This window comes from Lamprobacter sp., from assembly GCF_034860625.1.
Taxonomy (GTDB): Bacteria; Pseudomonadota; Gammaproteobacteria; order Chromatiales; family Chromatiaceae; genus Lamprobacter.
In genome coordinates this window covers 1-24,874 of the sequence record NZ_JAYESN010000026.1, presented here as the reverse complement: position 1 = coordinate 24,874, position 24,874 = coordinate 1, and the positions used below count along the sequence as shown (strand labels likewise).

The following is a 24,874-nucleotide window of genomic DNA, read 5'->3' as shown; positions in this document are numbered from 1 at the left end:
GCGCTCGAACGCCTGATACTGCTAGAAGTGGAAATGACCGCCGAGATCCCAGGTGAACCCCTGATCGTCGACCGATGCCATGCATTGGCTTGGTAATCTGCATGCGGGTGGTGTAGGAGTAGAGAAAGATGAGCCGAAGGCCATTGAATCGATCAAAACGGCCGCGGCGCATGGCCACCTGATTGCAAGACGGCAGGTGGAAGCACTGGGGCTTTAGCGAATGATGTCAGGCCGCCAAGCCACGCGCGCGCAGCGTTTTGATCTGATCCCGCAGCGCGGCCGCCTTCTCGAACTCCAGATCCTTCGCGGCCTTGTACATCGCCTTCTCCAGGCTCTTGACCTTCTTCGCCATCTGCACCGGGCTCAGGTCTGCGTACTCGGCCATCTCGTCGGCGACCTTGGCGAAGTCGCGCGGCTTCATCGGCGCGCCGGGCACATGCGCCTCCATGATATCGGCGACCGCCTTCTTGATCGTCTGCGGGGTGATGCCGTGTGCCGCGTTGTGGGCGATCTGCTTGGCGCGACGGCGGTCGGTCTCGTCGATCGCGCGGCGCATCGAGCCGGTGATCTGGTCGGCGTAGAGGATCGCCTTGCCGTTGGCGTTGCGCGCGGCGCGGCCGATGGTCTGGATCAGCGAGCCCTCGGAGCGCAGAAAGCCCTCCTTGTCGGCATCCAGGATGGCGACCAGTGAGACCTCGGGCATGTCCAGCCCCTCGCGCAGCAGGTTGATGCCGACCAGCACGTCGAACTCGCCGAGCCGCAAATCCCGGATGATCTCGACCCGCTCGACGGTGTCGATGTCCGAGTGCAGATAGCGCACGCGGATGCCGTGCTCGCCCAGATAATCGGTTAGATCCTCGGCCATGCGCTTGGTCAGGGTGGTCGCCAGCACACGCTCATGATGGGCCGTGCGCAGTCCGATCTCGGAGAGCAGATCGTCGACCTGGGTGCGTGCCGGGCGCACCTCGACCTCGGGGTCGATCAGGCCGGTCGGACGCACCACCTGCTCGATGACCGCGCCGGAGTGGTCGAGCTCGTATTGACGCGGGGTCGCCGAGACAAAAATGGCCTGCGGCCGGCGCGCCTCGAACTCCTCGAAGCGCAGCGGTCGATTATCCAGCGCCGAGGGCAGCCGGAAGCCGTAGTCGACCAGGTTCTCCTTGCGCGAGCGGTCGCCGCGGTACATGCCGCCGAGCTGCGGCACCGTCACATGGCTCTCGTCGATGACGATGAGGGCGTCTTTGGGCAGATAGTCGAATAGCGTCGGTGGCGGCTCGCCGGGACCGCGACCGGAGAGATAGCGGCTGTAGTTCTCGATCCCCGAGCAATAGCCGACCTCGACCATCATCTCCAGGTCAAAGATGGTGCGCTGCTCCAGGCGCTGCGCTTCGACCAGTTTGTGATTGTCACGCAGCCAGTGTAGACGCTCCTTGAGCTCGACCTTGATCTGCTCGACGGCGTTGAGGATGACCTCGCGCGGGGTCGCGTAATGGGTCTTCGGGAATACCGTGTAGCGCGGCACCTTGCGCTTGGTCTCGCCGGTGAGCGGGTCGAACAGCGCCAGCGCCTCGATCTCGTCGTCGAACAGCTCGACGCGGATCGCCTCATCGTCCGACTCGGCTGGGTAGATGTCGATCACATCGCCGCGCACCCGATAGCAGCCGCGCGAGAGCTCGATCTCGTTGCGCCGGTACTGCAGCGCGGATAGTCGGCGCAGGATCGCGCGCTGATCGATCAAATCGCCGCGCGACAGGTGCAGCACCATCTTCAGGTAGGCCTCGGGGTCGCCGAGGCCATAGATACTGGAGACGGTGGCGACCAGGATGACGTCGGGGCGTTCGAGCAGGGCCTTGGTCGCCGACAGGCGCATCTGCTCGATGTGCTCGTTGATCGAGGCGTCCTTCTCGATGTAGGTATCAGAGGCCGGCACGTAGGCCTCGGGCTGGTAGTAGTCGTAGTAGGAGACGAAGTACTCAACCGCGTTGTGCGGGAAGAACTCGCGCATCTCGCCATAGAGTTGAGCGGCGAGGGTCTTGTTCGGCGCCAGGATCAGCGTCGGGCGTTGCACCCGGTCGATGACGTTGGCGATGCTGAAGGTCTTGCCGGAGCCGGTGACGCCAAGCAGGGTCATGCCGGCCTCGCCGTCGTTGAGCCCCTCGACCAACCGGCGGATGGCCTCGGGCTGATCGCCGGCGGGCTGAAAGGGGGAGACGAGCTCAAAAGCGCGGGTCATAAGCGGCGGGTCCAAGGACAAATGGAGATCAACAGGATGAGAGGAGATCAGATCGCGACCTGCGTCGGCATCGCGCGGGTTGATGCGATTCGCTATGATCGGGATGCTGCTGCTGGATGCCAATAAGATCCGCCTGCGAGACCGACTTGCAGCGCCTGGCCCCGCCCCAAGGCGCTGTCTTTGACATCATTCCTTGCGCTATCCGGAACCGACAACCGATGACCATCAAGCTCTCCAACCGCGTTCAATCCGTCAAGCCATCGGCCACGCTGGCCATCACCGCGCGCGCGAAGGAACTGCGTGCAGCAGGTAAAGATGTGATCGGCCTCGGCGCGGGCGAGCCGGATTTCGATACGCCCGATCACATCAAGCAAGCGGCCATTGAGGCCATCCATGCCGGCTTCACCAAGTACACCGCGGTTGATGGTACGCCTGAGCTCAAGCGCGCGATCATCGCCAAGTTCAACCGCGACAACGGTATCGACTACGCACCCGAGCAGATCCTGGTCTCCTGCGGCGGCAAGCAGAGCTTCTATAACCTGGCTCAGGCAGTGCTTGACCCAGGCGACGAGGTCGTGATCCCTACGCCGTACTGGGTGTCTTATCCCGATATGGTGCTGCTTGCTGGAGCTGCACCAGTGCTGGTCCACGCCGGTGCCGAGCAGCGATTCAAGATCACGCCGAATCAGCTGCGCGGCGCGATGAACGAGATGACGCGCTTGGTGGTCATCAACAGTCCATCAAACCCAACCGGCATGGCTTACACGTCCGATGAGCTGAGGGCACTGGGCGAGGTGCTGCGAGACTTCCCGCGCGCACTGATCGCCACCGACGATATGTATGAGCATATCCTTTGGCCCGAGCGCGCGCCCTTCGTCAATATCGTCAACGTCTGCCCGGATCTGTTGCCACGCACCCTAGTGCTCAATGGCGTCTCCAAGGCCTATTCGATGACCGGCTGGCGCATCGGCTACGCCGGCGGTCCCGAGCCGGTCATCAAGGCGATGAAGAAGATCCAGTCACAGAGCACCTCGAACCCGACCTCAATCTCCCAGGTCGCGGCGCAAGCTGCCCTCGAGGGACCACAGGACTGTATCGTCGAGATGCTCACCGCGTTCAAAGCACGCCACGACCTCGTCGTCGAGCAGCTCAATACCCTGCCTGGCGTCGAGTGCCTGCCCGCCGACGGCACATTCTATGTCTTCCCAAAGGTGCAGGGATTGATCGAAACGCTCGACGGTGTGCGCGATGACCTAGAGCTTGCCGAATATCTGATCGAGCAGGCCGGTGTCGCCCTGGTCCCAGGCTCCGCATTCGGTTCGCCCGGCTACGTGCGGATCTCCATTGCCACCAGCCAGCAGAATCTCGAGCAAGCATTGGAGCGCATTGCTCGAGTGGCAAACAAGAGCGCCTAACCCCCTCGAGACTAGGCCATGACTGAGCACAGCGAAGCCTGATCCTATGAATACCTGCGAGCGATCCGCGTCACCATGAAATGCATCCGCTCGGTGACTTTATGGTGAATCGACGCAAGCAACCTGGAGCCTGATTTGTCAACATCAAGGCGAGCCAGAGCAAGGGCAGGCGAAGACCACGAGGTGGTCGGCCTCGAGGCGAATACCGATGCGCTCACCGACCGCATGCCGATGATGGCTTGGCACCAGGCAGAGCACCTCTGATCCACTGTCGAGCTGGAGCGTGTAGAGGAACTCGGCGCCTCTGAAGGCGCGCTCGACAATGGTGGCCCGGCGCGGACTGGACTCGTCGTACAGGATGTCATCCGGGCGGATCAGCACCTCCGCCGCGATGCCGGGCTCAAGTCCATGCGGCTGTGGGCTGCTGATCCGGCCGAGCTCGGTCCGAACCTGGAGGCTATCCAGTACGCTTGCCGGCAGGAGCACGCCTTGGCCGATGAAGTCGGCGACGAAGCGGTTCGCCGGCTCATGATAGAGCCCGAAACCCGTCCCCCATTGATGCACGGTCCCCTCATTCAGTACCCCGATCATGTCCGCCATCGCGAACGCCTCGAGCTGATCGTGGGTCACGAGAATGGCGGTGACCTCTTCGCGTTTCAGCAACGCGCGCACCTCGCGCGCCAGTTGCTCGCGCAGCTCGGCATCCATGCTGGAGAAGGGCTCATCGAGTAACAGGATGTCTGGGCGCGGGGCCATGGCTCTTGCGAGGGCCACACGCTGCTGCATGCCACCTGAGAGCTCGTGGGGGAACAGCTCCGCGGCCTGACTCAGCCCGACCAGCTCCAGCAACTCGCCGACGCGCTCCTGGCGTTGTTGGCTGCTCATTGCATGCAGGCCAGAGCGTAGGCCAAAGCCGACGTTGCGCGCGACCGTCAGATGCGGGAACAGGGCGAAATCTTGAAACACCATGCCGATGTGCCGACGCTCGGGCGGCAGCACCCAGCCCGGCTTGGCAACGGGCTGGCCGCGGATCAGGATCTCGCCCTGGCTCACCGGCTCGAAACCGGCGATGGCGCGCAGCAAGGTGGTCTTGCCGCAGCCGCTGGGGCCGAGCAGGCAACCGATGGTGCCAGTCTCGAGCATGAAGCTCACCTGATTCACGACGGTGGTGTCGCCGTATGCGACATCGACCTCGCGCACCTCTAAGCGAACCGTCGGCCTTGGCTGCAGGCTCTCTGTCATGTCTGTTTGTTGTCGGTGCCTGTGTGCGGTCGGTCTGCTCAAGTCGGTCTGCTCAAACACTGGCGCGCGAGCGGGTGATTGAACGGCTCAGGATGATCACCGGGATGAGACCGGCGGCGACGATGGTCAGTGCCGCTGGCCCGGAATCAGCCAGGCGCTCGTCAGAGGCCAGCTCATAGGCACGCACCGCGAGGGTGTTGAAATTGAACGGGCGCAGGATCAGCGTGGCTGGGAGTTCTTTCAGTACATCGACGAAGACCAGCAGCAGCGCCGTCAGCAGGCTGCCTTGCAGCATCGGCATGTGGATGCGGCGCAGTACCTGAGCTGGCCGCAGCCCCATCGAGCGCCCGGCCTCGTCCATCGAAGGGCGGATCTTACCCAATCCAGACTCGACCGTGTGGAGTGAGACGGCTAGGAAGCGTACCAGATAGGCAAAGATCAGCGCAGCCAATGAGCCGCTGAGCAGCAAGCCAGTCGAGAGGCCGAAGGTCGCGCGCATCCAGCTATCGAGGCTGTTGTCGATCCAGGCGAAGGGGATCATGACGCCGACCGCGATGACGGTTCCAGGGACGGCATAGCCCATGCCGGCGGTGCGCACCGCGGCCTGGACCCAGCGCGTCGGCAGCAGTCGACGCCCGTAGCCGAGCAACAGCGCGAGCGCGAGCGCGAGTACTGCAGCGCCTGCGGCAAGACCAAGGCTATTGAGGGCAAGCCGGGTGAATTCCGCATCCAGGCGTTGGTCAGCGACAGTCATGGACCAGACCGTCAGTTGACCGGCAGGCAGCAGAAAACCGAGGCTCAGCGGCGCCAGGCAAAAGGCGAAAGCGGCCAGTGCGCGCCAGCCGGTCAGCTTCAGTCGCCGGATCGATTGTCGGCGCTGGCCGGTGTCGTGGTAGCGCGCCTGACCCCTTGAGGTCTGCTCGAGCAGGATGAGCGCGAACACGACACCGAGCAGCAGCGCTGAAAGCTGAGCGGCCGCGGCCGGATTGCCAAGCCCGAACCAGGTTCTAAAGATACCGGTGGTGAAGGTCGAGACACCGAAGTATTCAACGGTGCCATAGTCCGCGAGTGTCTCCATCAATGCCAGTGAGAGACCAGCGACGATGGCCGGTCGGGCAAGCGGCAGCGCAACCGTGAAAAAGGTACGCCAGGGGCCGTTGCCGAGGGTTCGGCTGACGTCGAGCACGCATAGGGACTGACTCAGGAACGCCGCTCGCGACAGCAAATAGACATAGGGATAGAGCACCAGCGACAGCATCACCGCGGCGCCGGGCAGCGAGCGGATCTGCGGAAACCAATACTCACCCCAGCCCCAGCCGCTGAGGTCGCGGATCAGGGTCTGCACCGGGCCGGCGAAGTCGAGCATGCCGGTATAGGTATAGGCGATGATGTAGGCCGGCATCGCCATCGGCAGCAGTAGCGCCCATTCGAAGATCCCGCGACCTGGGAACCGGCACATGCTTGTCAGCCAGGCGGTGCCAACGCCACCAATCACGGTGCCGATCGAAACGCCGAGCATGAGCAACAACGAATTCGAGACGTAGTCGACCAAGACGGTGTCGACCAAGTGCCTCCAGACCTCGCCAGCGGGCACGAAAACGAAGCCGATCACCACCAGGATCGGTAAGGCCAACAGGGCGGCCACCAGGACCACCAAGCCAGGCCAAGCGCGGAGCCGAGCAGGGGTCATGAGGGCGAGGCGCCCGGAGAGGGCAGGCGAAGAAGCGGTCATGGAGGCGGTGCGAAAGCCTGTGGTTATTTCCAGCCGGCGCGGTCCATCAGCATCAGGGCGGCGCCGTTCAGCTCGCCGAGCTCGATCAGATCGAGATCGTCGGCCTCAAAGCGGCCCCATTCAGCCAGTACGGGGCTGATTTCAACCCCTTCGCGGACCGGATATTCGCCGTTGACCTCTGCGTACCAAGCCTGGGATTCAGGGCTGACAAGGAATTCGATCAGCTTGACCGCGGCTTCCTTGTTCTTGGCCGCGGCGGTGATGGCGGCGCCGCTCACGTTGACATGGGTGCCGCGGCCGTCACCGGCGCCAGGCTGGTTCGGCCAGAACACCGCGACCTGTTCGGCAGGTGCTTTCTCGCCTGGGTCGTCAGAGCTGAGCATTCCAGCCAGATAATAGGTGTTTGCGATTGCGATATCGCATTGACCCGCAGCAGCAGCCTTGATTTGGTCGCGATCTCCGCCCTTGGGTGGACGCGCCATATTGGCGACAATGGCCTCAGCCCAGGCTTGGGCCGCCTCGGTGCCGTCGGCAGCGATGATCGAGGCGACCAGCGACTGATTATAGACATTGCTCGATGAGCGGATGCAGATACGGCCCTTCCATTGGGGGTCGGCAAGCGCTTCGTAGGTCGAGAGCTCGGACGGGTCGACCTTGCCCTTGACGTACAGGATCGGGCGCGCGCGCAGCGAGAGTCCGACCCAATGGCCGTTGGGGTCGCGGTAGGTCGAGGCCACCGCGTTCTCGACAACCTCCGAGCTAAAGGGCTGCGTGAGCTGGTCTGCCTTGGCGCGGTGCAGATTGCCGGCGTCGACCGTCAGCAGGAGATCAGCGGGGCTATTGGCACCTTCGGTCTTGAGGCGTTGCAGCAGGGCATCGGCCTTGCCGGTGACCAGGTTGACTTGAATGCCAGTCTCCTCGGTAAAGCGATCGAGCAGCGGCTTGATCAAGGCCTCTTTGCGCGCCGAGTAGAGGTTGACCTCTTCGTCAGCTGCGGCGAGCGTGGGCACTAGAGTGAGCGCCAAGGCGAGCATCAAGCAGACCGCAGCGAGCGGAGTGCGCAACGAGAAGAGGTACAGGCGAGGGTGGATCGGTATCATGGATCGTGAAGGCTCCAAGTAATCGGATGACGAGAGCGTGGCGCCTCAGCCCGAAGACCTGCGCGCCAGTGCCTAGTCTGTATGCAGCGAGCAAAAATAACAAGAGGGATGAGAATAGTTGCGATTGACAAAACAAATCAATGCGGTCTGATGCTTGAAACGACCGTCTTCTGCAATAATCTCTGCGCCCGAGCAGCCAGCTTTGCGCGGTCGGATTTCCTCAAAACGATGACAGAGGGTCTTGAAACCCTGCAGAGTCGTCGTACTATAACCTAGTAAACTACTCAGGTATCGGAGCGGACACCCATGAGTGCGATTCCAGCAGAGGCCGTCACGGCCGAGAGCAAGGCCGACAGTACCGGCCAGTACGATGATCTTGTGAACGCCGGCTATGAGCACGGCTTCATCACCGAGATCGAATCCGACACCCTGCCACCAGGCCTTGATGAGGATGTGGTGCGGGCTATCTCCGCGCGTAAGGGCGAGCCCGAGTGGATGACCGAATGGCGTCTCGCGGCCTATCGCAAATGGCTTGAGATGCCAACCCCAACCTGGGCCTCGGTCCATTATCCGCCGATCGATTACCAGGCGATCTCCTACTTTTCAGCTCCGAAGAAGAAGGACGGACCAAAAAGTCTTGACGAGGTCGATCCCATCCTGCTCGAGACCTACGAGAAGCTCGGCATCCCGATCGAAGAGCAAAAGGCCCTTGCTGGGGTGGCGGTCGATGCGGTGTTCGATAGTGTGTCGGTGGCCACCACCTTCCGCGAGAAACTACACGAAGCGGGCGTGATCTTCTGCTCGATCTCAGAGGCGGTGCAGGAATACCCGGAGCTGGTGCAAAAGTACCTGGGTACCGTGGTGCCGCCGACCGATAACTTCTACACCGGGCTGAATTCCGCTGTGTTCACTGATGGCACCTTCGTCTATGTGCCGAAGCACACCCGCTGCCCGATGGAGCTGAGCACCTACTTCCGGATCAATACGGCCAATACAGGGCAGTTCGAGCGCACCCTGATCGTCGCCGACGAAGGCAGCTATGTCAGCTACCTGGAAGGCTGCACCGCGCCGCAGCGCGACGAGAACCAGCTCCACGCCGCAGTGGTTGAGCTGATCGCCCTCGATGATGCCGAGATCAAGTATTCAACGGTACAGAACTGGTATCCGGGCGACGAGAACGGCAAGGGCGGCATCTACAACTTCGTCACCAAGCGTGGCGACTGCCGCGGCCATCGCTCGAAGATCAGCTGGACCCAGGTCGAGACCGGCTCAGCCATCACCTGGAAGTATCCGAGCTGCATCCTGCGCGGCGACGATTCGGTCGGCGAGTTTTACTCGGTGGCGGTGACCAAAGGCCGCCAGCAGGCGGACACCGGCACCAAGATGATCCACCTCGGCAAGAACACCCGCTCGAATATCGTCAGCAAGGGCATCAGCGCGCAGCACGGCCAGCAAGCCTACCGCGGACTTGTGCGTATCGCAGGGCGCGCCGAAGGTGCACGCAATCATACCCAATGCGATTCGCTGTTGATCGGGGACAAGTGCAGCGCGCACACCTTCCCCTACATCGAGGTGAAGAACCCGAGCGCGAAGATGGAGCACGAGGCAACCACCTCGAAGATCAGCGACGATCAGCTCTTCTATTGCCGCTCACGCGGGCTGTCGGAGGAAGACGCCGTTTCGATGATCGTCAACGGCTTCTGCAAAGAGGTCTTCAACGAGCTGCCGATGGAGTTCGCGGTCGAGGCGCAGAAGCTGCTCAGCATTAGCCTCGAAGGCGCCGTGGGTTGAGCCTAGGGGTTCCCGGTCGCGCAAGACCGGGCGAGCCGGGATCAGCGCCTCAATGCTCTGGCCCCGATCTGATCGAAGACATCTCTCAAGGGCGTGATGCGGTTTGAACAGCATTCGCCGCAGCGCCCCTCATGACTAGGAGTATCCGCATGCTGTCTGTGAAAGGCCTGAAGGCTAACGTCGGCGATAAAGAGATCTTGCGTGGTCTCGACCTCGAGGTCGGACCCGGTGAAATACACGCGATCATGGGGCCGAATGGCTCTGGCAAAAGCACCTTCGCCCATGTCCTTTCAGGGCGTGAGGGCTATGAGGTCACCGCCGGCAGCGCCGAGCTTGATGGAGCCAATCTGTTCGAGCTCGACGCCGAAGAGCGCGCACGCCTAGGCCTATTCCTCGCCTTTCAGTACCCGGTCGAACTGCCCGGGGTCAATAACATGTACTTCCTCAAGGCGGCGCTGAATGCGATCCGCAAGTCACGCGGCGAGGATGAATTCGACGCCGTCTCCTTCATGCGGCTGATGAAAGAGAAGTTGAAGGTGTTGCACCTGGATGACAGCCTGCTCAAACGTCCGGTCAACTTCGGCTTCTCCGGTGGCGAGAAGAAGCGTAACGAGATCTTTCAGATGGCCATGCTGGAGCCGAAGCTGGCGATCCTCGATGAGACCGACTCAGGACTCGACATCGACGCCCTGCGCATTGTTGCCGATGGCGTCAACGCACTGCGCAGCCCCGAGCGCTCGATGATCGTGGTGACCCACTATCAGCGCCTGCTCGATTACATCGAGCCCGACCATGTGCATGTACTGGCCAAGGGCCGCATCATCCGCTCGGGCGGCAAGGATCTGGCGCTGGAGCTCGAAGAGAAGGGCTACGGCTGGATCGTCGACGCGGAGGCAGCATGAGCGCAGTCACCCCAAGTAACCGACCCCAGATCGATGCCGCCGAGGCTTTTGCTGGTTGGCTCCAAGGGCTTAGCGAGGGTACCGCGGCCCCAGCCTCCAGCGCTGGATCGGTCCCGGCCTGGCTCACCGCTGAGCGCCAACAGGCCGCTGAGCGTGTACGCACCCAGCGCGTACCGACCGGCAAGTCCGAGGGCTGGCGGTATACCGGCCTGCGCTCGCTGATCGATCAAGGTTTCATCGATGTTGATGAACTGGTCACCGCGGTGACGCCAGGCGACCTCGATGAAGTGCTCGTGCCCGGGCTTGATGCGCATCGGGCAGTGTTGGTCAACGGCCGCTACTCCGAGGCGCTCTCCAGGCTCGGCGATCTGCCGCGCGGTGTACGCATCGGCAGCCTGCGTGGCATGCTGGCATCCGACCCCGACGCGGTACAGGGCATGCTGACGCGCATTGCCGGCGAGGGCAGTCATCTGTTCGCCACGCTGAACACCGCCGCGATGCAGGATGGGCTGGTGGTCCTGCTCGAGCGCGCCGCGTTGCTGGAGCGCCCGATCGAGATCATCCATCTCTCGGTGGGCATGGATGAGCCGCGGGTAGCGCAACCCCGGCATCTCATCAGTCTTGGCGATGGCGCCCAGGCACAGGTGATCGAACGCTATGTCAGCCTTGGCGACGCGCTCTATTGCACCAACTCGGTGCTCGAGGTCTCGGTTGGGCGTGATGCCCTGCTGCACCATTCGCGGGTGCAGCAAGAGAGCCCGAACGCCTTTCACATCACCGGCCTATATCTCAGCCAAGATGCTAATAGTCGCTATACGGGCGTCAACATCGGTCTCGGCAGTACCTGGGCGCGCACCGATCTGGTGGTCCGCTTCAGCGGCGAGCACGCCGAGTGCGATCTGCACGGGCTCTACCTAGCGGGTGATCAGCAGTTGATCGACTATCACATGGACGTCCGTCACGGCTTGCCGAACTGCAGCAGCCGCGAGCGCTTCAAGGGCATTCTCTACGGCAAGGGACGGGCGGTGTTCGACGGTCTGGTCTATGTCGCGCGCGACGCACAGAAGACCGATGCCGACATGTCCAACCGCAATCTGATTCTGTCGGCCAATGCTGAGGTGGATACCAAGCCGCAGCTCGAGATCTATGCCGACGACGTTAAGTGCAGCCATGGCACCACGGTGGGGCAGATCGAGCCCGAGATGCTGTTCTACCTTCGCTCGCGGGGTATCTCGGCGCCGCTTGCCCGGCGTATGCTCTGCCTCGGCTTTGCCGGTGAGATCATCGATGCGCTGGGCTCAGAGGCACTGCGTGACTACGTCACCGAGCAAGTTGGTGTACGGCTTGAGCAGGCGCCGCTGGATTAAATGCAGCAACAACCCTTTGCAGTCGAGGTAACGTTCTGATGAACAGGTTAGCCAGATTCGCCGGCTTTGGCTCGGATGACGCTGGACAGGTCGACCGGGACGATGTCATCGCGGCCGCGGCAGTGGCAGCCGACCACAGCCCGTCGGACGCGTCAGCGCAGATGCTAGGCGATCCCGAAGCGCTGCGCGAGCCGATCATCGCCGCGCTGCGCCAAGTCCACGACCCGGAGATTCCGGTCAATATCTATGATCTTGGCCTCATCTATAAGATCGACATCGCGGACAACGGCAATGTCGATGTCGACATGACCCTCACCGCGCCGGCCTGTCCGGTCGCTGGCTTGATGCCGGTGATGGTCAAGGATGCGGTGAAGCGGGTCGAAGGGGTCGGCGAGGTCGCCGTGGAGCTAGTCTGGGACCCACCTTGGAGCCCAGACACCATGTCCGATGAGGCTAAGCTGACGCTCGGCATGCTGTGATCGACTGGCTGCGACCGACTGACTAGCTGCGACCGACTCCCCTCATGCGCGCTCCGCTTCCTCACCCTGACCATCCTTGTGTTCCGTTTCCAACCCTCGGGCGCCCGACCCTCGGGCGTTATCGCTAGGCTCTTTGAAGAGAAAGGCTGCTTCATCGGCCGCCGAAGTGGCGGTTGACGCCGGCGGGGTGTTGGAGTGGACCTCTGGCAAGCTGTCTTTGAAGGCCTCACCATAGATTTCCCAAATGGTGATGAAGAGCGACGCGATCAGCGGACCAATCAGGAGTCCGGCCATGCCAAAGGTGAAGAGGCCACCGAGCGTGCCGAAAAAGATCATCAGCTCATGCATGTCGGTGTGCTGACCGACCAGGATCGGGCGCAAGACGTTATCGATACTGCCAACCACGAGTGTGCAGAACAAGATAAGGCCAAGACCGGCGCCCAAGGAGCCCTGGACGATCAGCACGATGGAAGCAGGCACCCAGACCAGCGCTGAGCCGACGCCTGGGATGATCGACAGCACTGCCATCAGGGTGCCCCAGAAGACCGCGTTCGGGACCCCCGTGATGGCGAAGGCGACGCCGGCCAGTGCGCCCTGCAAGATGCCAATGAGGAGGGTGCCGATCATCATCGCCTGCGTCACGGTCGTAAATTTGCGCAGCATCAGCCGCTCGTCATGATCCTGCAGTGGCAGGTAATACAAGATGGCATTGATGACCTTGTTGCCATCGATGAGGAAGAAGAAGAAGGTGTAAGAAAACACCACGGTTAGGAAGAGGAATTGAACCGCGCCGAGCGCGATACTTGAGATCTTATTGACCAGCAGTCTGCCGAACCCCTCGACAGCACCAGCGATCTGCGTCGTCATTTGGTTTTCATAGGCGCTGAGTGCCTCGTAGAAGGGCAATTGCTCCAGAAGCGTATGGAAGCTACCAGGCTCCTTGAGGAAATTGACAATCACCGGCGTCACGGAGTGGCCAACGTTGATGGCCTGCCCGACGAAGACCATGGTCAAGAGCACGATCGGCAGCAGCACCACCGTCAGCAGCAACAGCAGGCTGATCAGAGAGGCTAGATAGCGGCGGCCGCCGAGCCACTGGTTGAGCTTGGCGTAAGCGGGATGGGTCATGGCCGCGAAGACGGCGGCCATGAAGATCGCCACCAGAAAATGCTGCACCATGGTCAGGAACAGCACCGAGATCAGGCCAACCAAGCCTAGTAACACCGCTTTGTTGATGGTTTCCTGCTTCATCGGCGAACGCCTAGGGAATACTTGACTATTTTCATGGAGAACGATTCCTGTTTGCGAGATCCTGTCGAACAATTCAAACAGCCGGAGTTGTAGCTGCAGTCGCACCCACAGCCATGGCTGTCCGACTCAAATCAGCCGACTCTAATCAAGAGAGTGATGCATCGATGGATAAGTTTACTCGCAATTACAGTATCGTTCTGGGGGTGATCCTGGTGGCCCTGCTCGCCTGGTGGATCAACGCCAGCTGGCAACCCGAGGTCTGGAAGATTAACGAGATGCTCGATGCCGACCCCGAGCTTGCTGACTATCCTTACCAATTCCGCGTCAAGCGCTTGGAAGAGGGGGTCGCAATCCTCTCGACGCCAAGGAACTTCCAGGTCCCAGCGATCCGCTTTCTTGAGGTCATCCATCCCGAGCTTGCCGGACTGGCGCAGGACGATCCCAAAATGATCGCCGCCCAGCAAGGTCTGATCGATCATCAAAAGCGGACGCAGGGGCTGGTGCTGTCACAACCCGGCGTAGAGCGTGTCGACTGGGAGCTTGATGTGAAATGGCTCTCGGATCACGGCGTCCAAGTCAACGGCGGTTAGGGGCACCTGGCACGATCGGAGAGCGAGATCTTCTCTCAACGCCTTCGCCCTGATGGATCTCGCCGTCGATCATCTGCGCCTCCTGGTTCCAGCGCTGGTACTCGGGTAGCAGGTGGCGGCGGTTAGAAGTCGCGTAGATCAACAGATTCTCGGGCGGGGCGCTGAGCGAGCCATCCAGTGCCGCCTTCAGCGCCTTGATCAGCGACGACTTGCCGAATCAGGGACTGATCGAGTGTTGCGGCCATAACGATGCAAGAACGTGAGCCACAGTTTCACGCAATCTGAGCCCGCGTTAGGCCGTCAACGGCCGGTAACGGATGCGATGCGGCTGATCGGCCTCGGTGCCTAGCCGGCGATGGCGATCTTCCTCATAATCGGCATAGTTGCCTTCGAACCAGGTCACCTTGGAATCACCCTCGAAGGCCAGGATGTGGGTCGCGATCCGATCCAGGAACCAGCGATCATGGCTGATCACCACCACGCAGCCGGGGAAGTTCAGCACCGCCTCCTCAAGCGCGCGCAGGGTCTCGACATCGAGATCGTTGGTCGGCTCATCGAGCAGCAGCAGATTGCCGCCGCTCTTCAACAGCTTGGCCAGATGCACCCGGTTGCGCTCACCGCCGGAGAGGTCGCCGATGCGCTTCTGCTGATCCGAACCCCGGAAGTTGAACCGGCTGACATAGGCGCGCGAGGGCATCTCGTACTTGCCGACCACCAGGATATCCTGACCGTCCGAGATCTCCTCCCAGACCGTCTTCTTGCCGTCGAGCGCATCCCGGCTCTGATCGACATAGGCGATCTCGACCGTCTCGCCGACCCGCAGTTCGCCGGCGTCCGGCTCCTCCTGGCCAGTGATGATGCGGAACATCGTCGTCTTGCCGGCGCCGTTCGGGCCGATCACGCCGACGATGCCACCCTTGGGCAGGTTGAACGAGAGGTCGTCATAGAGCAGTCGATCGCCATATCCCTTGCGCAGCCCGTTGGCTTCGATGACCAGGTCGCCAAGCCTGGGGCCAGGCGGGATGTAGATCTCGTTGGTCTCGTTGCGGCTCTGGAACTCCTGCGATTGCAGCTCTTCGAACCGGGCTAGGCGGGCCTTGCTCTTCGACTGCCGGCCCTTGGGATTGGTGCGTACCCATTCCAGCTCGTGCTTCATCGCCTTGATGCGTGCCTGCTCGGACTTCTCCTCCTGCTCCAGGCGCTTCTCCTTCTGCTCCAGCCAGCTCGAGTAATTGCCCTGCCAGGGGATACCGTGACCGCGGTCGAGCTCGAGAATCCAGCCGGCGACGTTATCGAGGAAGTAGCGATCATGGGTCACCGCGACCACGGTGCCGCTGTAATCCTTGAGGAAGCGCTCGAGCCAGGCCACCGACTCGGCGTCGAGATGGTTGGTTGGCTCATCGAGCAGCAGCATGTCCGGCTTCGAGAGCAGCAAGCGGCAGAGCGCGACGCGTCGGCGCTCGCCGCCCGAGAGCCTGCTCACGTCGGCATCCCAAGGCGGCAGCCGGAGTGCGTCGGCGGCCTGATCCAGGGTGCGATCGAGATTGTGGCCATCGGTGGCCTCGATCAGATCTTCCAGCTCCGCCTGCTCCTTGGCCAGGGCGTCGAAGTCGGCGTCTTCCTCGGCATAGGCGGCATAGACCGCGTCTAGCCGCTCCAGCGCCTGCTTGATCGGCGCGACCGCTTCCTCGACGTTGCCGCGCACATCCTTGGTCTCATCGAGCTGCGGCTCCTGCGACAGATAGCCGATCTTGATGCCCGGCTGCGGCCGCGCCTCGCCCTCGATCTCGGTGTCGAGGCCGGCCATGATGCGCAGCAGCGTCGACTTGCCCGAGCCATTGAGACCGAGCACGCCGATCTTGGCGCCGGGGAAGAACGACAGCGAGATGTCGCGGAGGATCACGCGCTTCGGCGGCACGACCTTGCCGACACGGTTCATGGTGTAGATGTATTGCGCCATCTCGATTGGGTCTTTGGTTAGGCCAGCAGGGGCGCGGCTCGAGGCTCGTCGAACCCTATTGGCGAGGTTTCAGGGCTGAGTCATCGGCGCTGGGTGGCGACTAAGCGAGCGCCGATGTGATGCTCAAAGCAAGACCGCGATTCTGCCCCCTCTCCACTAGAATGTCCAAGGCGACCGCCGCCAGCGGCGTCAACAACACCTGCGCGAGGGCAGCGATGATGGATGCAGCACAGATTCCAGCGATCGGTTTTGTCGCACCCAGCGGCAGCGGCAAGACGACCTTATTGCGCAAGCTGGTGCCCCTGCTGCGCCAGCGCGGGCTGCGCATCGGCTATCTCAAGCATGCCCATCATGGCTTCGCGCTCGATCGCCCGGGCAAGGATAGCTACGAGGTGGCCGCCGCCGGTGCGCGCCAGGTGATGCTGGTCTCCGGCGAGCACTGGGCGCTGCTCAGTCGCACCAATGAGCGCGCCGAGGATCATCCCGCCGGTCTCGACAGCCTGCGCGCCCGCTTCGATGCCGAGAGTCTCGATCTGCTCCTGATCGAGGGCTTTCGCGCCGCCGCCGTGCCCAAGATCGAGGTCTTTCGCACCGTCACCGGCAAGGCACCGCTGTACCCGGATGATCCGGGCATCGTCGCCGTGGTCAGCGATGATCCGCTACCCGTCGAGCCGCATCCGAGGCAACTGCCGTTGTCTGAGTTGGGTGCCTTGGTCGACTTCATCGCCGAGTTGGCGCGCACCGGTGCCGGGATCAGCGCTGATCCACGCGCCGAACTGCTCGCGGCTCTGCAACGCTGGCAGGGTGGCTGGGCCAATGCCGCCGCCTTTGGCAACGCCTCGGTGCGCGCGGGCGGGCAGTTTTGGATCACCCCGAGCGGTTGGGTCAGCCCAAACGGCCGGCCCGGCGATCTGGGTCAAGCGGATGCGTTGATCCCCTGCGGGCTCGATGCGCCACTGCCGGAAGCGGTCTGCGCGGACGCTGGGTTGTCTTTGGATGCTGAGTTGTATCGCGAGGTCTATCGCCAGCGGCCCGAGATCAATGCCATCCTGCGCACCCAGGGACCACAGGTGGTGGCGTTGAGTTTGCGGCTAGGCTCACACCAGGGCTTGTTCGAGCCACTCGATGAGCAAGGCCGCAGCCTGTTTGGCCGAGTGCCAGTGCTGGCGCCACCTCAGCTCGCCGCAGCGCTGGCCCAAAATCCGCTCTGCCTGGTCGTGGGGCAGGGCGTCTATGCGGCGGCGGCAGACATCAATGAGGCCTATCGGCTCAGCCTGGCGCTGGAACTCTCCGCGCAGATTGCGCTGCTGAGCTAACTCCCAGGGCCGCTGCTGTTCCTCGTCTCTGTTCCAGGCCCCCAGCCCGGCAGCCTTCGCACCCGCCTCATCCCGGCTGCAGCAACCGGCTGTCGCAAACGGTAGGAATTGTAGCGCCGATACCACCGCAACTTGTCCGGCTTTGATCATGGCGCGGTTGAGGCATGGCGCGGTTGAGGACCGTGCCAATCGCCGGGTCGCTGACCTCAGCGACCTTGCGCCTATAGCGATCGGTGTCGTGGACCGAGCCCAGAGCGTTGCAGCCCCTTGACGCATGGCCACCGGCAAGGGATCGTATAGGACATCTGATCCTCACCTCAGCAAGGCGTTTCGATCGCAGTGGCAGTACTCCGACCGCCTTCGGGCAAGGGCCGACCCAATCCAGGCGGCCGTCTGAAGTTTCGACTCAAGAAAGGTCTCGATATCCCGCTCGCTGGGGCGCCGAGCAGCGAGATCGACGCCAGCCCGGTGGTCAGCCGTGTCGCGCATATCGGTTACGATTGCGTCGGCGTCAAGCGCTTGCCGTCGCTCGAGATCGAGATCGGTGATCGGGTCCGTCTCGGCCAGCCGATCTCGCGCCGCAAGGCCTATCGCGAGGTTGCGGCAACGGCACCGGCCAGCGGCGTGGTCGAGGCCATCCACCGTGGCCCGCGACGCGTGCTGGAGAGTATCGTCATCCGCCTCGACCAGCCGCGCGATGGCAATGACCCGCTGCCGCCGCTCGATGAGCAGGAAACCTTCAACGCCTATGCCGCGGATGAGCTTGATGACCTGAACCGCGATCAGGTGCGCGAGAATCTGCTGGCAGCAGGCGCCTGGCTCGGCTTCCGCACGCGTCCGTTCAGCATGATCCCGCCGCCGGATAGCACGCCGGCGGCGCTCTTCGTCACCGCCATCGACAGCCATCCGCTGGCGCCAGATCCCCAGCGGATCATCGATGATGCCGGCGATGCCTTCGCCGATGGCCTGCGCGTGATCAGCAAGCTCACCGATGGTCCCTGTTACTGCTGTCAGCGCCCGGACGCGGGCTTGTCGGTTCCCTCGTCTTCGGGCTTCCAGGCCGTCGAATTTGTTGGACCGCACCCGGCAGGTCTGGCGGGAACCCATATCCACTGTCTGATGCCGGTCAGCTTGGAGCGGACGGTCTGGACGATCGGTTATCAGGACGTGATCGCCATCGGCCGACTGTTTCGCACCGGCTGCATCGATCCAACCCGGATCATCTCGCTCGCCGGGCCGATGGTTGCCAATCCGCGGCTGATCCGCACGCGACTCGGCGCCAGCACCAATGACTTGGTCAAAGGCGAGCTGAGTGGCCGCCAGGAAGCGCGTGTGATCTCGGGCTCAGTGCTCAGTGGCCGGCAAGCGGTCGGCACCAGTGCCTTCCTGGGTCGCTTCCACAATCAGATCACGGTGCTAGCCGAAGAGCGTGAGCGCGAATGGTTCGGTTGGCTCAAGCCCGGGCGGGGGCGTTACTCGGCCTTGAATCTATTCTTGTCCGGCCGCGCCAAGGGCGAGACGCTGCCGCTGGGCACCTCGCTGCACGGCAGCCCGCGCGCGATGGTGCCGATCGGCGCCTACGAACGGGTGATGCCGTTGGATCTGCTGCCGACGCAACTGCTGCGCGCGCTCTTGGTCGACGATATTGAGACCGCCGAAAAGCTCGGCGCGCTCGAGCTCGATGAGGAAGACTTGGCCCTCTGCAGCTTCGTCGACTGCGGCAAACATGACTTCGGCCCCGTGCTGCGGCGTAACCTGAATAAGATTTGGCATGAGAATCACTGAACCGATGTTCACTCTCGCCGCAATGGCCGAGCGTTCCACCGAGCGTTCCGCCGAGCATTCGGGCTGCATCCGGGGGCACGCATGATCAAGGCGCTGCGCAAATTTCTGGATCGCCAAGAGCGCCACTTCTTGCCTGGCGGTCGCTATGAGCGCTTCGGCGCCCTGTTCGAGCTGGTCGATACCTTCCTCTATACGCCTTCGACGGTCACCGCCGGCACCCCGCATCTGCGCGATGGCATCGACCTCAAGCGGGTGATGATCTTCGTCTGGATCGCGGTCCTGCCCGCCGCCCTGTTCGGCATGGTCAATATCGGCCTGCAGGCCAACAGCGCTATGACAGCGATGGGCCTAGAGCAGGTCGAGGGCTGGCGCGGCGGGCTGCTCTGGCTGCTCGGCGCCGGCGGCCATGATGCCAGCAGCCTCTGGGACAACTTCTGGCATGGCGCGGTCTATTTCCTGCCGATCTACATCGTCACCATGGCCGCCGGCGGCTTCTGGGAGATTCTGTTCGCCACCGTGCGCAACCACGAGGTCAACGAGGGCTTCTTCGTCACCTCGATCCTGTTCGCGCTGACCCTGCCGCCGGATATCCCGCTCTGGCAGGTGGCGCTCGGTATCTCGTTCGGCATCGTCATCGGCAAAGAGGTCTTCGGCGGCACCGGCAAGAATTTCCTCAATCCGGCGCTGACCGGCCGCGCCTTTCTGTTCTTCGCCTACCCGAGCGAGATCTCCGGCGATGCGGTCTGGACCGCGGTCGACGGCTTCAGCGGTGCAACCCCCTTGATGCTGGCCGCCGAGGGTGGTGTGACCGCCATCCAGGCCACGGGGCTCACCTGGTGGGACGCCTTCTTCGGCACCGTGCAAGGCTCGATCGGCTCGACCTCGACCCTGCTGATCATCCTCGGTGCGATCTTCCTGCTCTACACCGGTGTCGCCTCCTGGCGCATCATGGCCGGCGTGCTGATCGGCGTCATCGGCACCGCGCTGCTGTTCAACGGCATTGGCAGCGAGACCAACCCGGCCTTCGCAGTGCCCTGGCACTGGCACCTGGTGCTCGGCGGGCTCGCGTTCGGGCTGGTGTTCATGGCCACCGATCCGGTCTCGGCCTCGATGACCGAGGCCGGCAAATGGTTCTACGGCGCGCTGATCGGCTTCATGACGGTGATGATCCGGGTGCTCAATCCGGCCTATCCGGAAGGGGTGATGCTGGCGATCCTGTTCGCCAACCTCTTCGCGCCGTTGATCGACTGGTTCGTGGTCCAGGCTAATATCCGCAGGAGGGCGCGGCGTCATGTCGGCTGACTCGCATCCACAGGCTCAATCCCAGCACACTGGCGGTCTACTGGCGTCCCTGAAGACGGTCTTTCGGCTGCCCAACGATGATCCGCGCAAGACCATCGCGGTCGCGCTGGTGCTCTGCCTGGCCTGCTCAGTGGTGGTCTCGGCGACGGCGGTGAGCCTGCGCCCGCTGCAGGAGCGCAATGCCGCGCGCGCGCTCAAGTCGGAAGTGGTCAAGGTGGCAGGGCTCGACAGCGCGGGGATGAGTCTGGATCAAGCTTTCGAGCGCATCGAGCAACGCCTAGTCGATCTGGAGACGGGCGAGCTCATCGCGGATGCGAATCCGATGACCTATTCCTATCGCGATGCGGCCAAGAATCCAACCATGAGCAGTGCACTCGATGAGGCTGGCCGCGCCGGCTTGCAGCGCCGCCCCGATCGCATGCCGGTCTATCTGGTCCGCCAGGATGGGCAGCTCGAGACCATCATCCTGCCGGTCTATGGCGCCGGTCTCTGGTCGACCATGCACGGGCTGCTGGCACTAGCGCCGGACGGGCGCACCGCCAAGGCGCTCACCTTCTACGAGCAGCGCGAGACCGCCGGCCTCGGCAGCGAGGTCGCCGGCGAGCGTTGGCTCTCCGAATGGCCCGGTAAGGTGCTGATCGATCAGGCTGGCCAGCCGGTGATCGAGGTCGTCAAGGGCAGCGTCGATCCGGGTGCCCCCAACGCCGAGCACCGCGTCGATGGGCTCTCCGGCGCCACGCTCACCAGCAATGGGGTCACCAACTTGATGCGCTTCTGGCTGGGCGAGCAGGGCTACGGGCCCTTCCTGAACCGGCTTCGCGACAATCATCGCGGCTGACCGTCCGAGCCGAATTCGAGCCAAACAGGCCGAGCAGGCCGAACAGGAACAGGGGAATACGCAGCATGGCCACCCAATCCGCGCGGCTCCTACTCGAGCCGATCGTCGATAACAACCCGATCACCCTGCAGATCCTCGGCATCTGCTCGGCCTTGGCGGTGACCACCAAGTTGGCGCCGGCCATCACCATGAGCATCGCGCTGACGGTGGTGATCGTCGGCGCTAGCGTCATCATCAGCCTGATCCGGCATCAGATGCCGTCAAGCATCCGCATCATCATCCAGATGACCATCATCGCCTCGCTGGTGATCCTGGTCGATCAGGTGCTGCAAGCCTTCGCTTATGAGCTCTCCAAACAGCTCTCGGTGTTCGTCGGGCTGATCATCACCAACTGCATCGTGCTCGGTCGCGCCGAGGCCTTCGCCTCCAAGAACCCGCCCTGGCCGAGCTTCCTCGACGCCCTCGGTCATGGGCTCGGCTACAGCCTGATCCTGATCAGCGTCGCCGCGATCCGCGAACTGCTCGGCTCCGGCAGCCTGCTCGATGTGCAGGTCTTGCCGCTGGTAAAGGAGGGCGGCTGGTACGAGCCCAATGGCTTGATGCTGCTCGCGCCCGGCGCCTTCTTCATCATCGGGCTGATGATCTGGGGCATCCGCAGTTGGAAGCCCGCGCAGCTCGAAAAGCCTGAATACCGGATCAATGTCGTGCACCGCACGGAGTCGCTTTGATGGAGCACTACCTGTCCCTGCTGTTCAAGGCGGTCTTCGTCGAGAACCTGGCGCTCGCCTTCTTCCTCGGCATGTGCACCTTCCTTGCCGTCTCGAAGCGCATCGAGACCGCGATCGGGCTGGGCATTGCGGTCATCGTGGTGCAGACCATCACCGTGCCGGTCAACAGCCTGATCCATCAGTATCTGCTGCAGGAAGGTGCCCTGGCCTGGCTCGGGCTGCCGGAGCTGGATCTCTCGTTCCTCGGGCTGATCACCTATATCGGCGTCATCGCCGCCATGGTGCAGATCCTGGAGATGTTGCTCGATCGCTACTTCCCGGCGCTCTATCAGGCGCTCGGCATCTTTCTGCCGCTGATCACCGTCAACTGCGCCATCCTGGGCGGATCGCTGTTCATGGTCGAGCGGGGCTACAACCTCGGCGAGAGCACCGTCTATGGCTTCGGCACCGGGCTTGGCTGGGCGCTGGCGCTGGTGCTGCTGGCCGGTATCCGCGAGAAGCTCAAGTACAGTGATGTGCCGGACGGGCTGCAGGGCCTTGGCATCACCTTCATCACCACCGGGCTGATGGCGATGGCCTTCATGTCGTTCTCGGGGATTCAGTTGTGATCGGTTCCATCTTCAATGCAGTCCGATTGATCAAGCCGGTGCTCCAGGCTGGGATTCAGTCAGGGCAAGAGGCAGGGGGCGCCACGTGCTCGATCTAACCTTTGGCATCCTGGTCTTCACCGGTGTGGTGCTGGCGCTGGTGTTCGTCATTCTCAACGCGCGGCGCCTGCTGGTGCCCAGCGGCGATGTCCATATCGATATCAACGAAGAGCGCGATATGGTCACCACGGCCGGTCGCAAGCTGCTCGGGGCGCTGGCCGATGCCGAGATCTTCGTGCCCTCGGCCTGCGGTGGCGGCGGCACCTGCGGCCAGTGCCGGGTCAAGGTGCTCGAGGGCGGCGGCCAGCTACTACCGACTGAGGCCAGCCTGATCAACCGTCGCGAGGCCAGCGAGGGCTACCGGCTCGCCTGCCAGGTCGCGGTCAAGGACGACTTGCGCATCGAGGTGCCGCGCGAGATCTTCGGTGTGCGGCGCTGGACCTGCCGGGTGCGCTCCAATCGCAGCGTCTCGACCTTCATCAAGGAGCTGATCCTGGAACTGCCTCCGGGGGAAGACGTTGCCTTTCGCGCCGGCGGCTATATCCAGATCGAGTGCCCGCCTTACCAGCTTGATTACGCCGATATCGAGATCCCTGATCATCTGCGCGCCGACTGGGATCAATACGATCTTTGGAAGTACAAGGCCGGTACCAAGCATCCGGTGACTCGGGCCTATTCGATGGCCAATTATCCAGGCGAGGCGGGCATCATCATGCTCAATGTACGCATCGCCACGCCACCGCCAGATCACCCCGATGTGCCGCCCGGCATCATGTCGAGCTACATCTTCGGCCTCAAGCCTGGCGACGAGGTCACCATCTCTGGCCCCTTCGGTGAGTTCTTCGCCAAGGAGACCCAAGCCGAGATGATCTTTGTCGGTGGCGGTGCGGGCATGGCGCCCATGCGCAGCCATATCTTCGATCAGCTCAAGCGCTTGAACACCCAGCGCAAGATCTCCTACTGGTATGGCGCGCGCAGCAAGCGTGAGATCTTCTACCAGGAGGATTTCGACGCGCTCGCCCGCGAGCACGAGAACTTCAGCTGGCATATCGCACTCTCATCACCACAGCCCGAGGATGAGTGGCAAGGAGAGGTCGGCTTCATCCACAGCGTCCTCTACGAGCGCTACCTAAAGGACCATCCGGCACCCGAGGATTGCGAGTTCTATATGTGTGGCCCGCCGATGATGACAGCGGCAGTGATCGGCATGCTGCACAGCCTGGGGGTCGAGAACGACAACATTCTGCTCGACGATTTCGGCGGTTGAGCAGCCGTCAGTCAGCCGTCGCCCTGATGTTGATGCGGCGAACAGCATCTGACCGGAGGCCACCTCGATGCTCGAATTTGGTTTTGCACTGTTGCTCTTCTCGCTCGCCTTCCTTGGCCTTGCGCTTGGCGTGCTCAATGGCCGTGCCGCGCTCAAGGGCAGTTGCGGCGGGCTCAATCAGATCCCTGGACTCAGCTCGGACTGCGGCGGCGCTTGCCAGCGCGGACAATCCTGTCCGAATCGCTCTGACGGCGCCTCGCTGGACTAGACTCCTAACCTGAGCAATCGACTGAGCGCGCGCTCAAGCGACCTAAGCGAGCGCTCAAGTACCCTAAGGCTTTGCGAGGAAGTCCCGATGAAAGAGAGCAAGACGGCAAAGAAGGCCATGTCGCGCGGGCCAGTGACCCTAACGCCCGACATGGATGTGCTCGAAGCGCTGCGTATCCTGGTCGAGCAGCGTCTCTCCGGCGCCCCGGTCGTCGACCAGATCGGTAATCTGATCGGCATGCTCACCGAGCGCGATTGTATGCAGATCGCACTCGGTGCCGGCTACCACAGCGAAGATGGCGGTCGCGTTGAGAACTTCATGACGCCATCGGTGGTCACTGTGGATGCCAACACGCCGATCACCGAGGTGGCCGAACTGTTCGCGACCAGCCACTTCCGCCGCCTGCCCGTGATGGAGCAGGGACGTCTCATCGGCATCATCAGCCGTCGCGATGTGCTCAAACAGCTCGAAGCCGGCTGGCAGCCTGATCGGCATCGGATCTGAAACAGCATCAGAACCGCGTTATACTGAGCGGCTTTTGACTTCTGGGAGTGTTCCTAATGTTCGACGCCAGCATGCAGATCACCGGCTACGATGACGAGCTCGCACAGGCCATCCGCGACGAGGAGCGCCGCCAAGAAGAGCATGTCGAGCTGATCGC

The 24,874-nt window shown here is 62.7% G+C and carries 21 protein-coding genes and 1 pseudogene; 15 read left to right on the top strand and 7 right to left on the bottom strand.

The annotated features are described in order from the left end of the window. Window positions 1-226 precede the first annotated feature (226 nt). Window positions 227-2,233, bottom strand: coding sequence for an excinuclease ABC subunit UvrB (gene uvrB / locus VBE63_RS09150; RefSeq protein WP_323682708.1), 2,007 nt, complete (start codon window positions 2,231-2,233; stop codon window positions 227-229). A 218-nt stretch (window positions 2,234-2,451) separates the two neighbouring features. Here uvrB and VBE63_RS09145 point away from each other — a divergent pair, with 218 nt between their 5' ends. Continuing rightward, on the top strand, window positions 2,452-3,648 hold the full coding sequence (locus tag VBE63_RS09145) for a pyridoxal phosphate-dependent aminotransferase (protein ID WP_323682707.1): 1,197 nt from the start codon (window positions 2,452-2,454) through the stop codon (window positions 3,646-3,648). A 144-nt stretch (window positions 3,649-3,792) separates the two neighbouring features. Here VBE63_RS09145 and VBE63_RS09140 read toward each other — a convergent pair whose 3' ends face one another. The 3 genes from VBE63_RS09140 to VBE63_RS09130 all read right to left on the bottom strand — a co-directional run bounded on the left by VBE63_RS09140 (window position 3,793) and on the right by VBE63_RS09130 (window position 7,722). Next, complete coding sequence (locus VBE63_RS09140) at window positions 3,793-4,890, bottom strand: ABC transporter ATP-binding protein (protein ID WP_323682706.1); 1,098 nt, start codon at window positions 4,888-4,890, stop codon at window positions 3,793-3,795. A gap of 52 nt (window positions 4,891-4,942) precedes the next feature. Continuing rightward, on the bottom strand, window positions 4,943-6,580 hold the full coding sequence (locus VBE63_RS09135) for an iron ABC transporter permease (protein WP_323682738.1): 1,638 nt from the start codon (window positions 6,578-6,580) through the stop codon (window positions 4,943-4,945). 65 nt (window positions 6,581-6,645) lie between these two features. After that, window positions 6,646-7,722 carry a Fe(3+) ABC transporter substrate-binding protein gene (locus VBE63_RS09130; protein WP_416274529.1) on the bottom strand — a complete coding sequence of 359 codons (1,077 nt, stop codon included), beginning with the start codon at window positions 7,720-7,722 and terminating at the stop codon, window positions 6,646-6,648. Between the two features lie 306 nt (window positions 7,723-8,028). Between VBE63_RS09130 and sufB the strand changes: the two genes are divergently transcribed. The 4 genes from sufB to VBE63_RS09110 all read left to right on the top strand — a co-directional run bounded on the left by sufB (window position 8,029) and on the right by VBE63_RS09110 (window position 12,261). Further along, window positions 8,029-9,513 carry a Fe-S cluster assembly protein SufB gene (sufB, locus tag VBE63_RS09125; protein WP_323682705.1) on the top strand — a complete coding sequence of 495 codons (1,485 nt, stop codon included), beginning with the start codon at window positions 8,029-8,031 and terminating at the stop codon, window positions 9,511-9,513. A gap of 149 nt (window positions 9,514-9,662) precedes the next feature. After that, window positions 9,663-10,415, top strand: a complete 753-nt coding sequence (sufC, locus tag VBE63_RS09120) for a Fe-S cluster assembly ATPase SufC (protein WP_323682704.1) — start codon at window positions 9,663-9,665, stop codon at window positions 10,413-10,415. Further along, a complete protein-coding gene (sufD, locus tag VBE63_RS09115; RefSeq protein WP_323682703.1) occupies window positions 10,412-11,782 on the top strand; it encodes a Fe-S cluster assembly protein SufD in 1,371 nt (456 codons plus the stop codon). Before sufC ends, sufD begins: the two co-directional genes overlap by 4 nt. A 38-nt stretch (window positions 11,783-11,820) precedes the next feature. Continuing rightward, window positions 11,821-12,261, top strand: a complete 441-nt coding sequence (locus VBE63_RS09110; RefSeq protein ID WP_323682702.1) for an SUF system Fe-S cluster assembly protein — start codon at window positions 11,821-11,823, stop codon at window positions 12,259-12,261. Between the two features lie 42 nt (window positions 12,262-12,303). Here VBE63_RS09110 and VBE63_RS09105 read toward each other — a convergent pair whose 3' ends face one another. Next, a complete protein-coding gene (locus VBE63_RS09105; RefSeq protein WP_323682701.1) occupies window positions 12,304-13,512 on the bottom strand; it encodes an AI-2E family transporter in 1,209 nt (402 codons plus the stop codon). A 164-nt stretch (window positions 13,513-13,676) separates the two neighbouring features. Between VBE63_RS09105 and VBE63_RS09100 the strand changes: the two genes are divergently transcribed. After that, window positions 13,677-14,102 (top strand): hypothetical protein, encoded by a 426-nt coding sequence (locus tag VBE63_RS09100; protein WP_323682700.1) that lies wholly within the window; start codon window positions 13,677-13,679, stop codon window positions 14,100-14,102. 11 nt (window positions 14,103-14,113) lie between these two features. Here VBE63_RS09100 and VBE63_RS09095 read toward each other — a convergent pair. Further along, window positions 14,114-14,298, bottom strand: a pseudogene (locus tag VBE63_RS09095) (DUF815 domain-containing protein); the annotation flags it as partial. 96 nt (window positions 14,299-14,394) lie between these two features. Continuing rightward, a complete protein-coding gene (gene ettA / locus VBE63_RS09090) occupies window positions 14,395-16,062 on the bottom strand; it encodes an energy-dependent translational throttle protein EttA (protein ID WP_323682698.1) in 1,668 nt (555 codons plus the stop codon). 215 nt (window positions 16,063-16,277) lie between these two features. Here ettA and mobB point away from each other — a divergent pair, with 215 nt between their 5' ends. The 9 genes from mobB (at window position 16,278) to VBE63_RS09045 (ending at window position 24,717) form a co-directional block, all read left to right on the top strand. Next, window positions 16,278-17,378: a molybdopterin-guanine dinucleotide biosynthesis protein B gene (gene mobB / locus VBE63_RS09085; protein WP_323682697.1), complete on the top strand. Its 1,101-nt coding sequence runs from the start codon at window positions 16,278-16,280 to the stop codon at window positions 17,376-17,378. Window positions 17,379-17,717: 339 nt separating this feature from the next. Beyond that, window positions 17,718-19,163 (top strand): Na(+)-translocating NADH-quinone reductase subunit A, encoded by a 1,446-nt coding sequence (locus VBE63_RS09080; RefSeq protein ID WP_323682696.1) that lies wholly within the window; start codon window positions 17,718-17,720, stop codon window positions 19,161-19,163. A gap of 81 nt (window positions 19,164-19,244) precedes the next feature. Continuing rightward, window positions 19,245-20,465 carry an NADH:ubiquinone reductase (Na(+)-transporting) subunit B gene (locus VBE63_RS09075; protein WP_323682695.1) on the top strand — a complete coding sequence of 407 codons (1,221 nt, stop codon included), beginning with the start codon at window positions 19,245-19,247 and terminating at the stop codon, window positions 20,463-20,465. Beyond that, window positions 20,455-21,303, top strand: coding sequence for a Na(+)-translocating NADH-quinone reductase subunit C (locus tag VBE63_RS09070; protein WP_323682694.1), 849 nt, complete (start codon window positions 20,455-20,457; stop codon window positions 21,301-21,303). Before VBE63_RS09075 ends, VBE63_RS09070 begins: the two co-directional genes overlap by 11 nt. Before the next feature lie 65 nt (window positions 21,304-21,368). Then, a complete protein-coding gene (locus VBE63_RS09065; RefSeq protein WP_323682693.1) occupies window positions 21,369-22,031 on the top strand; it encodes an NADH:ubiquinone reductase (Na(+)-transporting) subunit D in 663 nt (220 codons plus the stop codon). Further along, on the top strand, window positions 22,031-22,639 hold the full coding sequence (gene nqrE / locus VBE63_RS09060) for an NADH:ubiquinone reductase (Na(+)-transporting) subunit E (protein WP_323682692.1): 609 nt from the start codon (window positions 22,031-22,033) through the stop codon (window positions 22,637-22,639). Before VBE63_RS09065 ends, nqrE begins: the two co-directional genes overlap by 1 nt. A gap of 85 nt (window positions 22,640-22,724) precedes the next feature. Next, window positions 22,725-23,945: an NADH:ubiquinone reductase (Na(+)-transporting) subunit F gene (gene nqrF, locus VBE63_RS09055; protein WP_323682691.1), complete on the top strand. Its 1,221-nt coding sequence runs from the start codon at window positions 22,725-22,727 to the stop codon at window positions 23,943-23,945. Between the two features lie 67 nt (window positions 23,946-24,012). After that, window positions 24,013-24,213 carry a hypothetical protein gene (locus VBE63_RS09050; RefSeq protein ID WP_323682690.1) on the top strand — a complete coding sequence of 67 codons (201 nt, stop codon included), beginning with the start codon at window positions 24,013-24,015 and terminating at the stop codon, window positions 24,211-24,213. A gap of 87 nt (window positions 24,214-24,300) precedes the next feature. Beyond that, entirely contained in the window at window positions 24,301-24,717 is a 417-nt protein-coding gene (locus VBE63_RS09045) for a CBS domain-containing protein (RefSeq protein WP_323682689.1), read from the top strand. The last annotated feature ends 157 nt before the right edge of the window (window positions 24,718-24,874 follow it).

What these genes read in the sequence shown, in the direction of transcription:
- nqrE (WP_323682692.1), top strand. Translation starts at nt 22,031, where the DNA reads ATGGAGCACTACCTGTCCCTGCTGTTCAAGGCGGTCTTCGTCGAGAAC.
- VBE63_RS09135 (WP_323682738.1), bottom strand. Translation starts at nt 6,580, where the DNA reads ATGACCCCTGCTCGGCTCCGCGCTTGGCCTGGCTTGGTGGTCCTGGTG.
- VBE63_RS09140 (WP_323682706.1), bottom strand. Translation starts at nt 4,890, where the DNA reads ATGACAGAGAGCCTGCAGCCAAGGCCGACGGTTCGCTTAGAGGTGCGC.
- VBE63_RS09130 (WP_416274529.1), bottom strand. Translation starts at nt 7,722, where the DNA reads ATGATACCGATCCACCCTCGCCTGTACCTCTTCTCGTTGCGCACTCCG.
- VBE63_RS09050 (WP_323682690.1), top strand. Translation starts at nt 24,013, where the DNA reads ATGCTCGAATTTGGTTTTGCACTGTTGCTCTTCTCGCTCGCCTTCCTT.
- VBE63_RS09105 (WP_323682701.1), bottom strand. Translation starts at nt 13,512, where the DNA reads ATGAAGCAGGAAACCATCAACAAAGCGGTGTTACTAGGCTTGGTTGGC.
- sufB (WP_323682705.1), top strand. Translation starts at nt 8,029, where the DNA reads ATGAGTGCGATTCCAGCAGAGGCCGTCACGGCCGAGAGCAAGGCCGAC.
- VBE63_RS09070 (WP_323682694.1), top strand. Translation starts at nt 20,455, where the DNA reads ATGTCGGCTGACTCGCATCCACAGGCTCAATCCCAGCACACTGGCGGT.
- VBE63_RS09045 (WP_323682689.1), top strand. Translation starts at nt 24,301, where the DNA reads ATGAAAGAGAGCAAGACGGCAAAGAAGGCCATGTCGCGCGGGCCAGTG.
- ettA (WP_323682698.1), bottom strand. Translation starts at nt 16,062, where the DNA reads ATGGCGCAATACATCTACACCATGAACCGTGTCGGCAAGGTCGTGCCG.
- VBE63_RS09065 (WP_323682693.1), top strand. Translation starts at nt 21,369, where the DNA reads ATGGCCACCCAATCCGCGCGGCTCCTACTCGAGCCGATCGTCGATAAC.
- VBE63_RS09145 (WP_323682707.1), top strand. Translation starts at nt 2,452, where the DNA reads ATGACCATCAAGCTCTCCAACCGCGTTCAATCCGTCAAGCCATCGGCC.
- uvrB (WP_323682708.1), bottom strand. Translation starts at nt 2,233, where the DNA reads ATGACCCGCGCTTTTGAGCTCGTCTCCCCCTTTCAGCCCGCCGGCGAT.
- mobB (WP_323682697.1), top strand. Translation starts at nt 16,278, where the DNA reads ATGATGGATGCAGCACAGATTCCAGCGATCGGTTTTGTCGCACCCAGC.
- sufC (WP_323682704.1), top strand. Translation starts at nt 9,663, where the DNA reads ATGCTGTCTGTGAAAGGCCTGAAGGCTAACGTCGGCGATAAAGAGATC.
- VBE63_RS09075 (WP_323682695.1), top strand. Translation starts at nt 19,245, where the DNA reads ATGATCAAGGCGCTGCGCAAATTTCTGGATCGCCAAGAGCGCCACTTC.
- sufD (WP_323682703.1), top strand. Translation starts at nt 10,412, where the DNA reads ATGAGCGCAGTCACCCCAAGTAACCGACCCCAGATCGATGCCGCCGAG.
- VBE63_RS09110 (WP_323682702.1), top strand. Translation starts at nt 11,821, where the DNA reads ATGAACAGGTTAGCCAGATTCGCCGGCTTTGGCTCGGATGACGCTGGA.
- VBE63_RS09100 (WP_323682700.1), top strand. Translation starts at nt 13,677, where the DNA reads ATGGATAAGTTTACTCGCAATTACAGTATCGTTCTGGGGGTGATCCTG.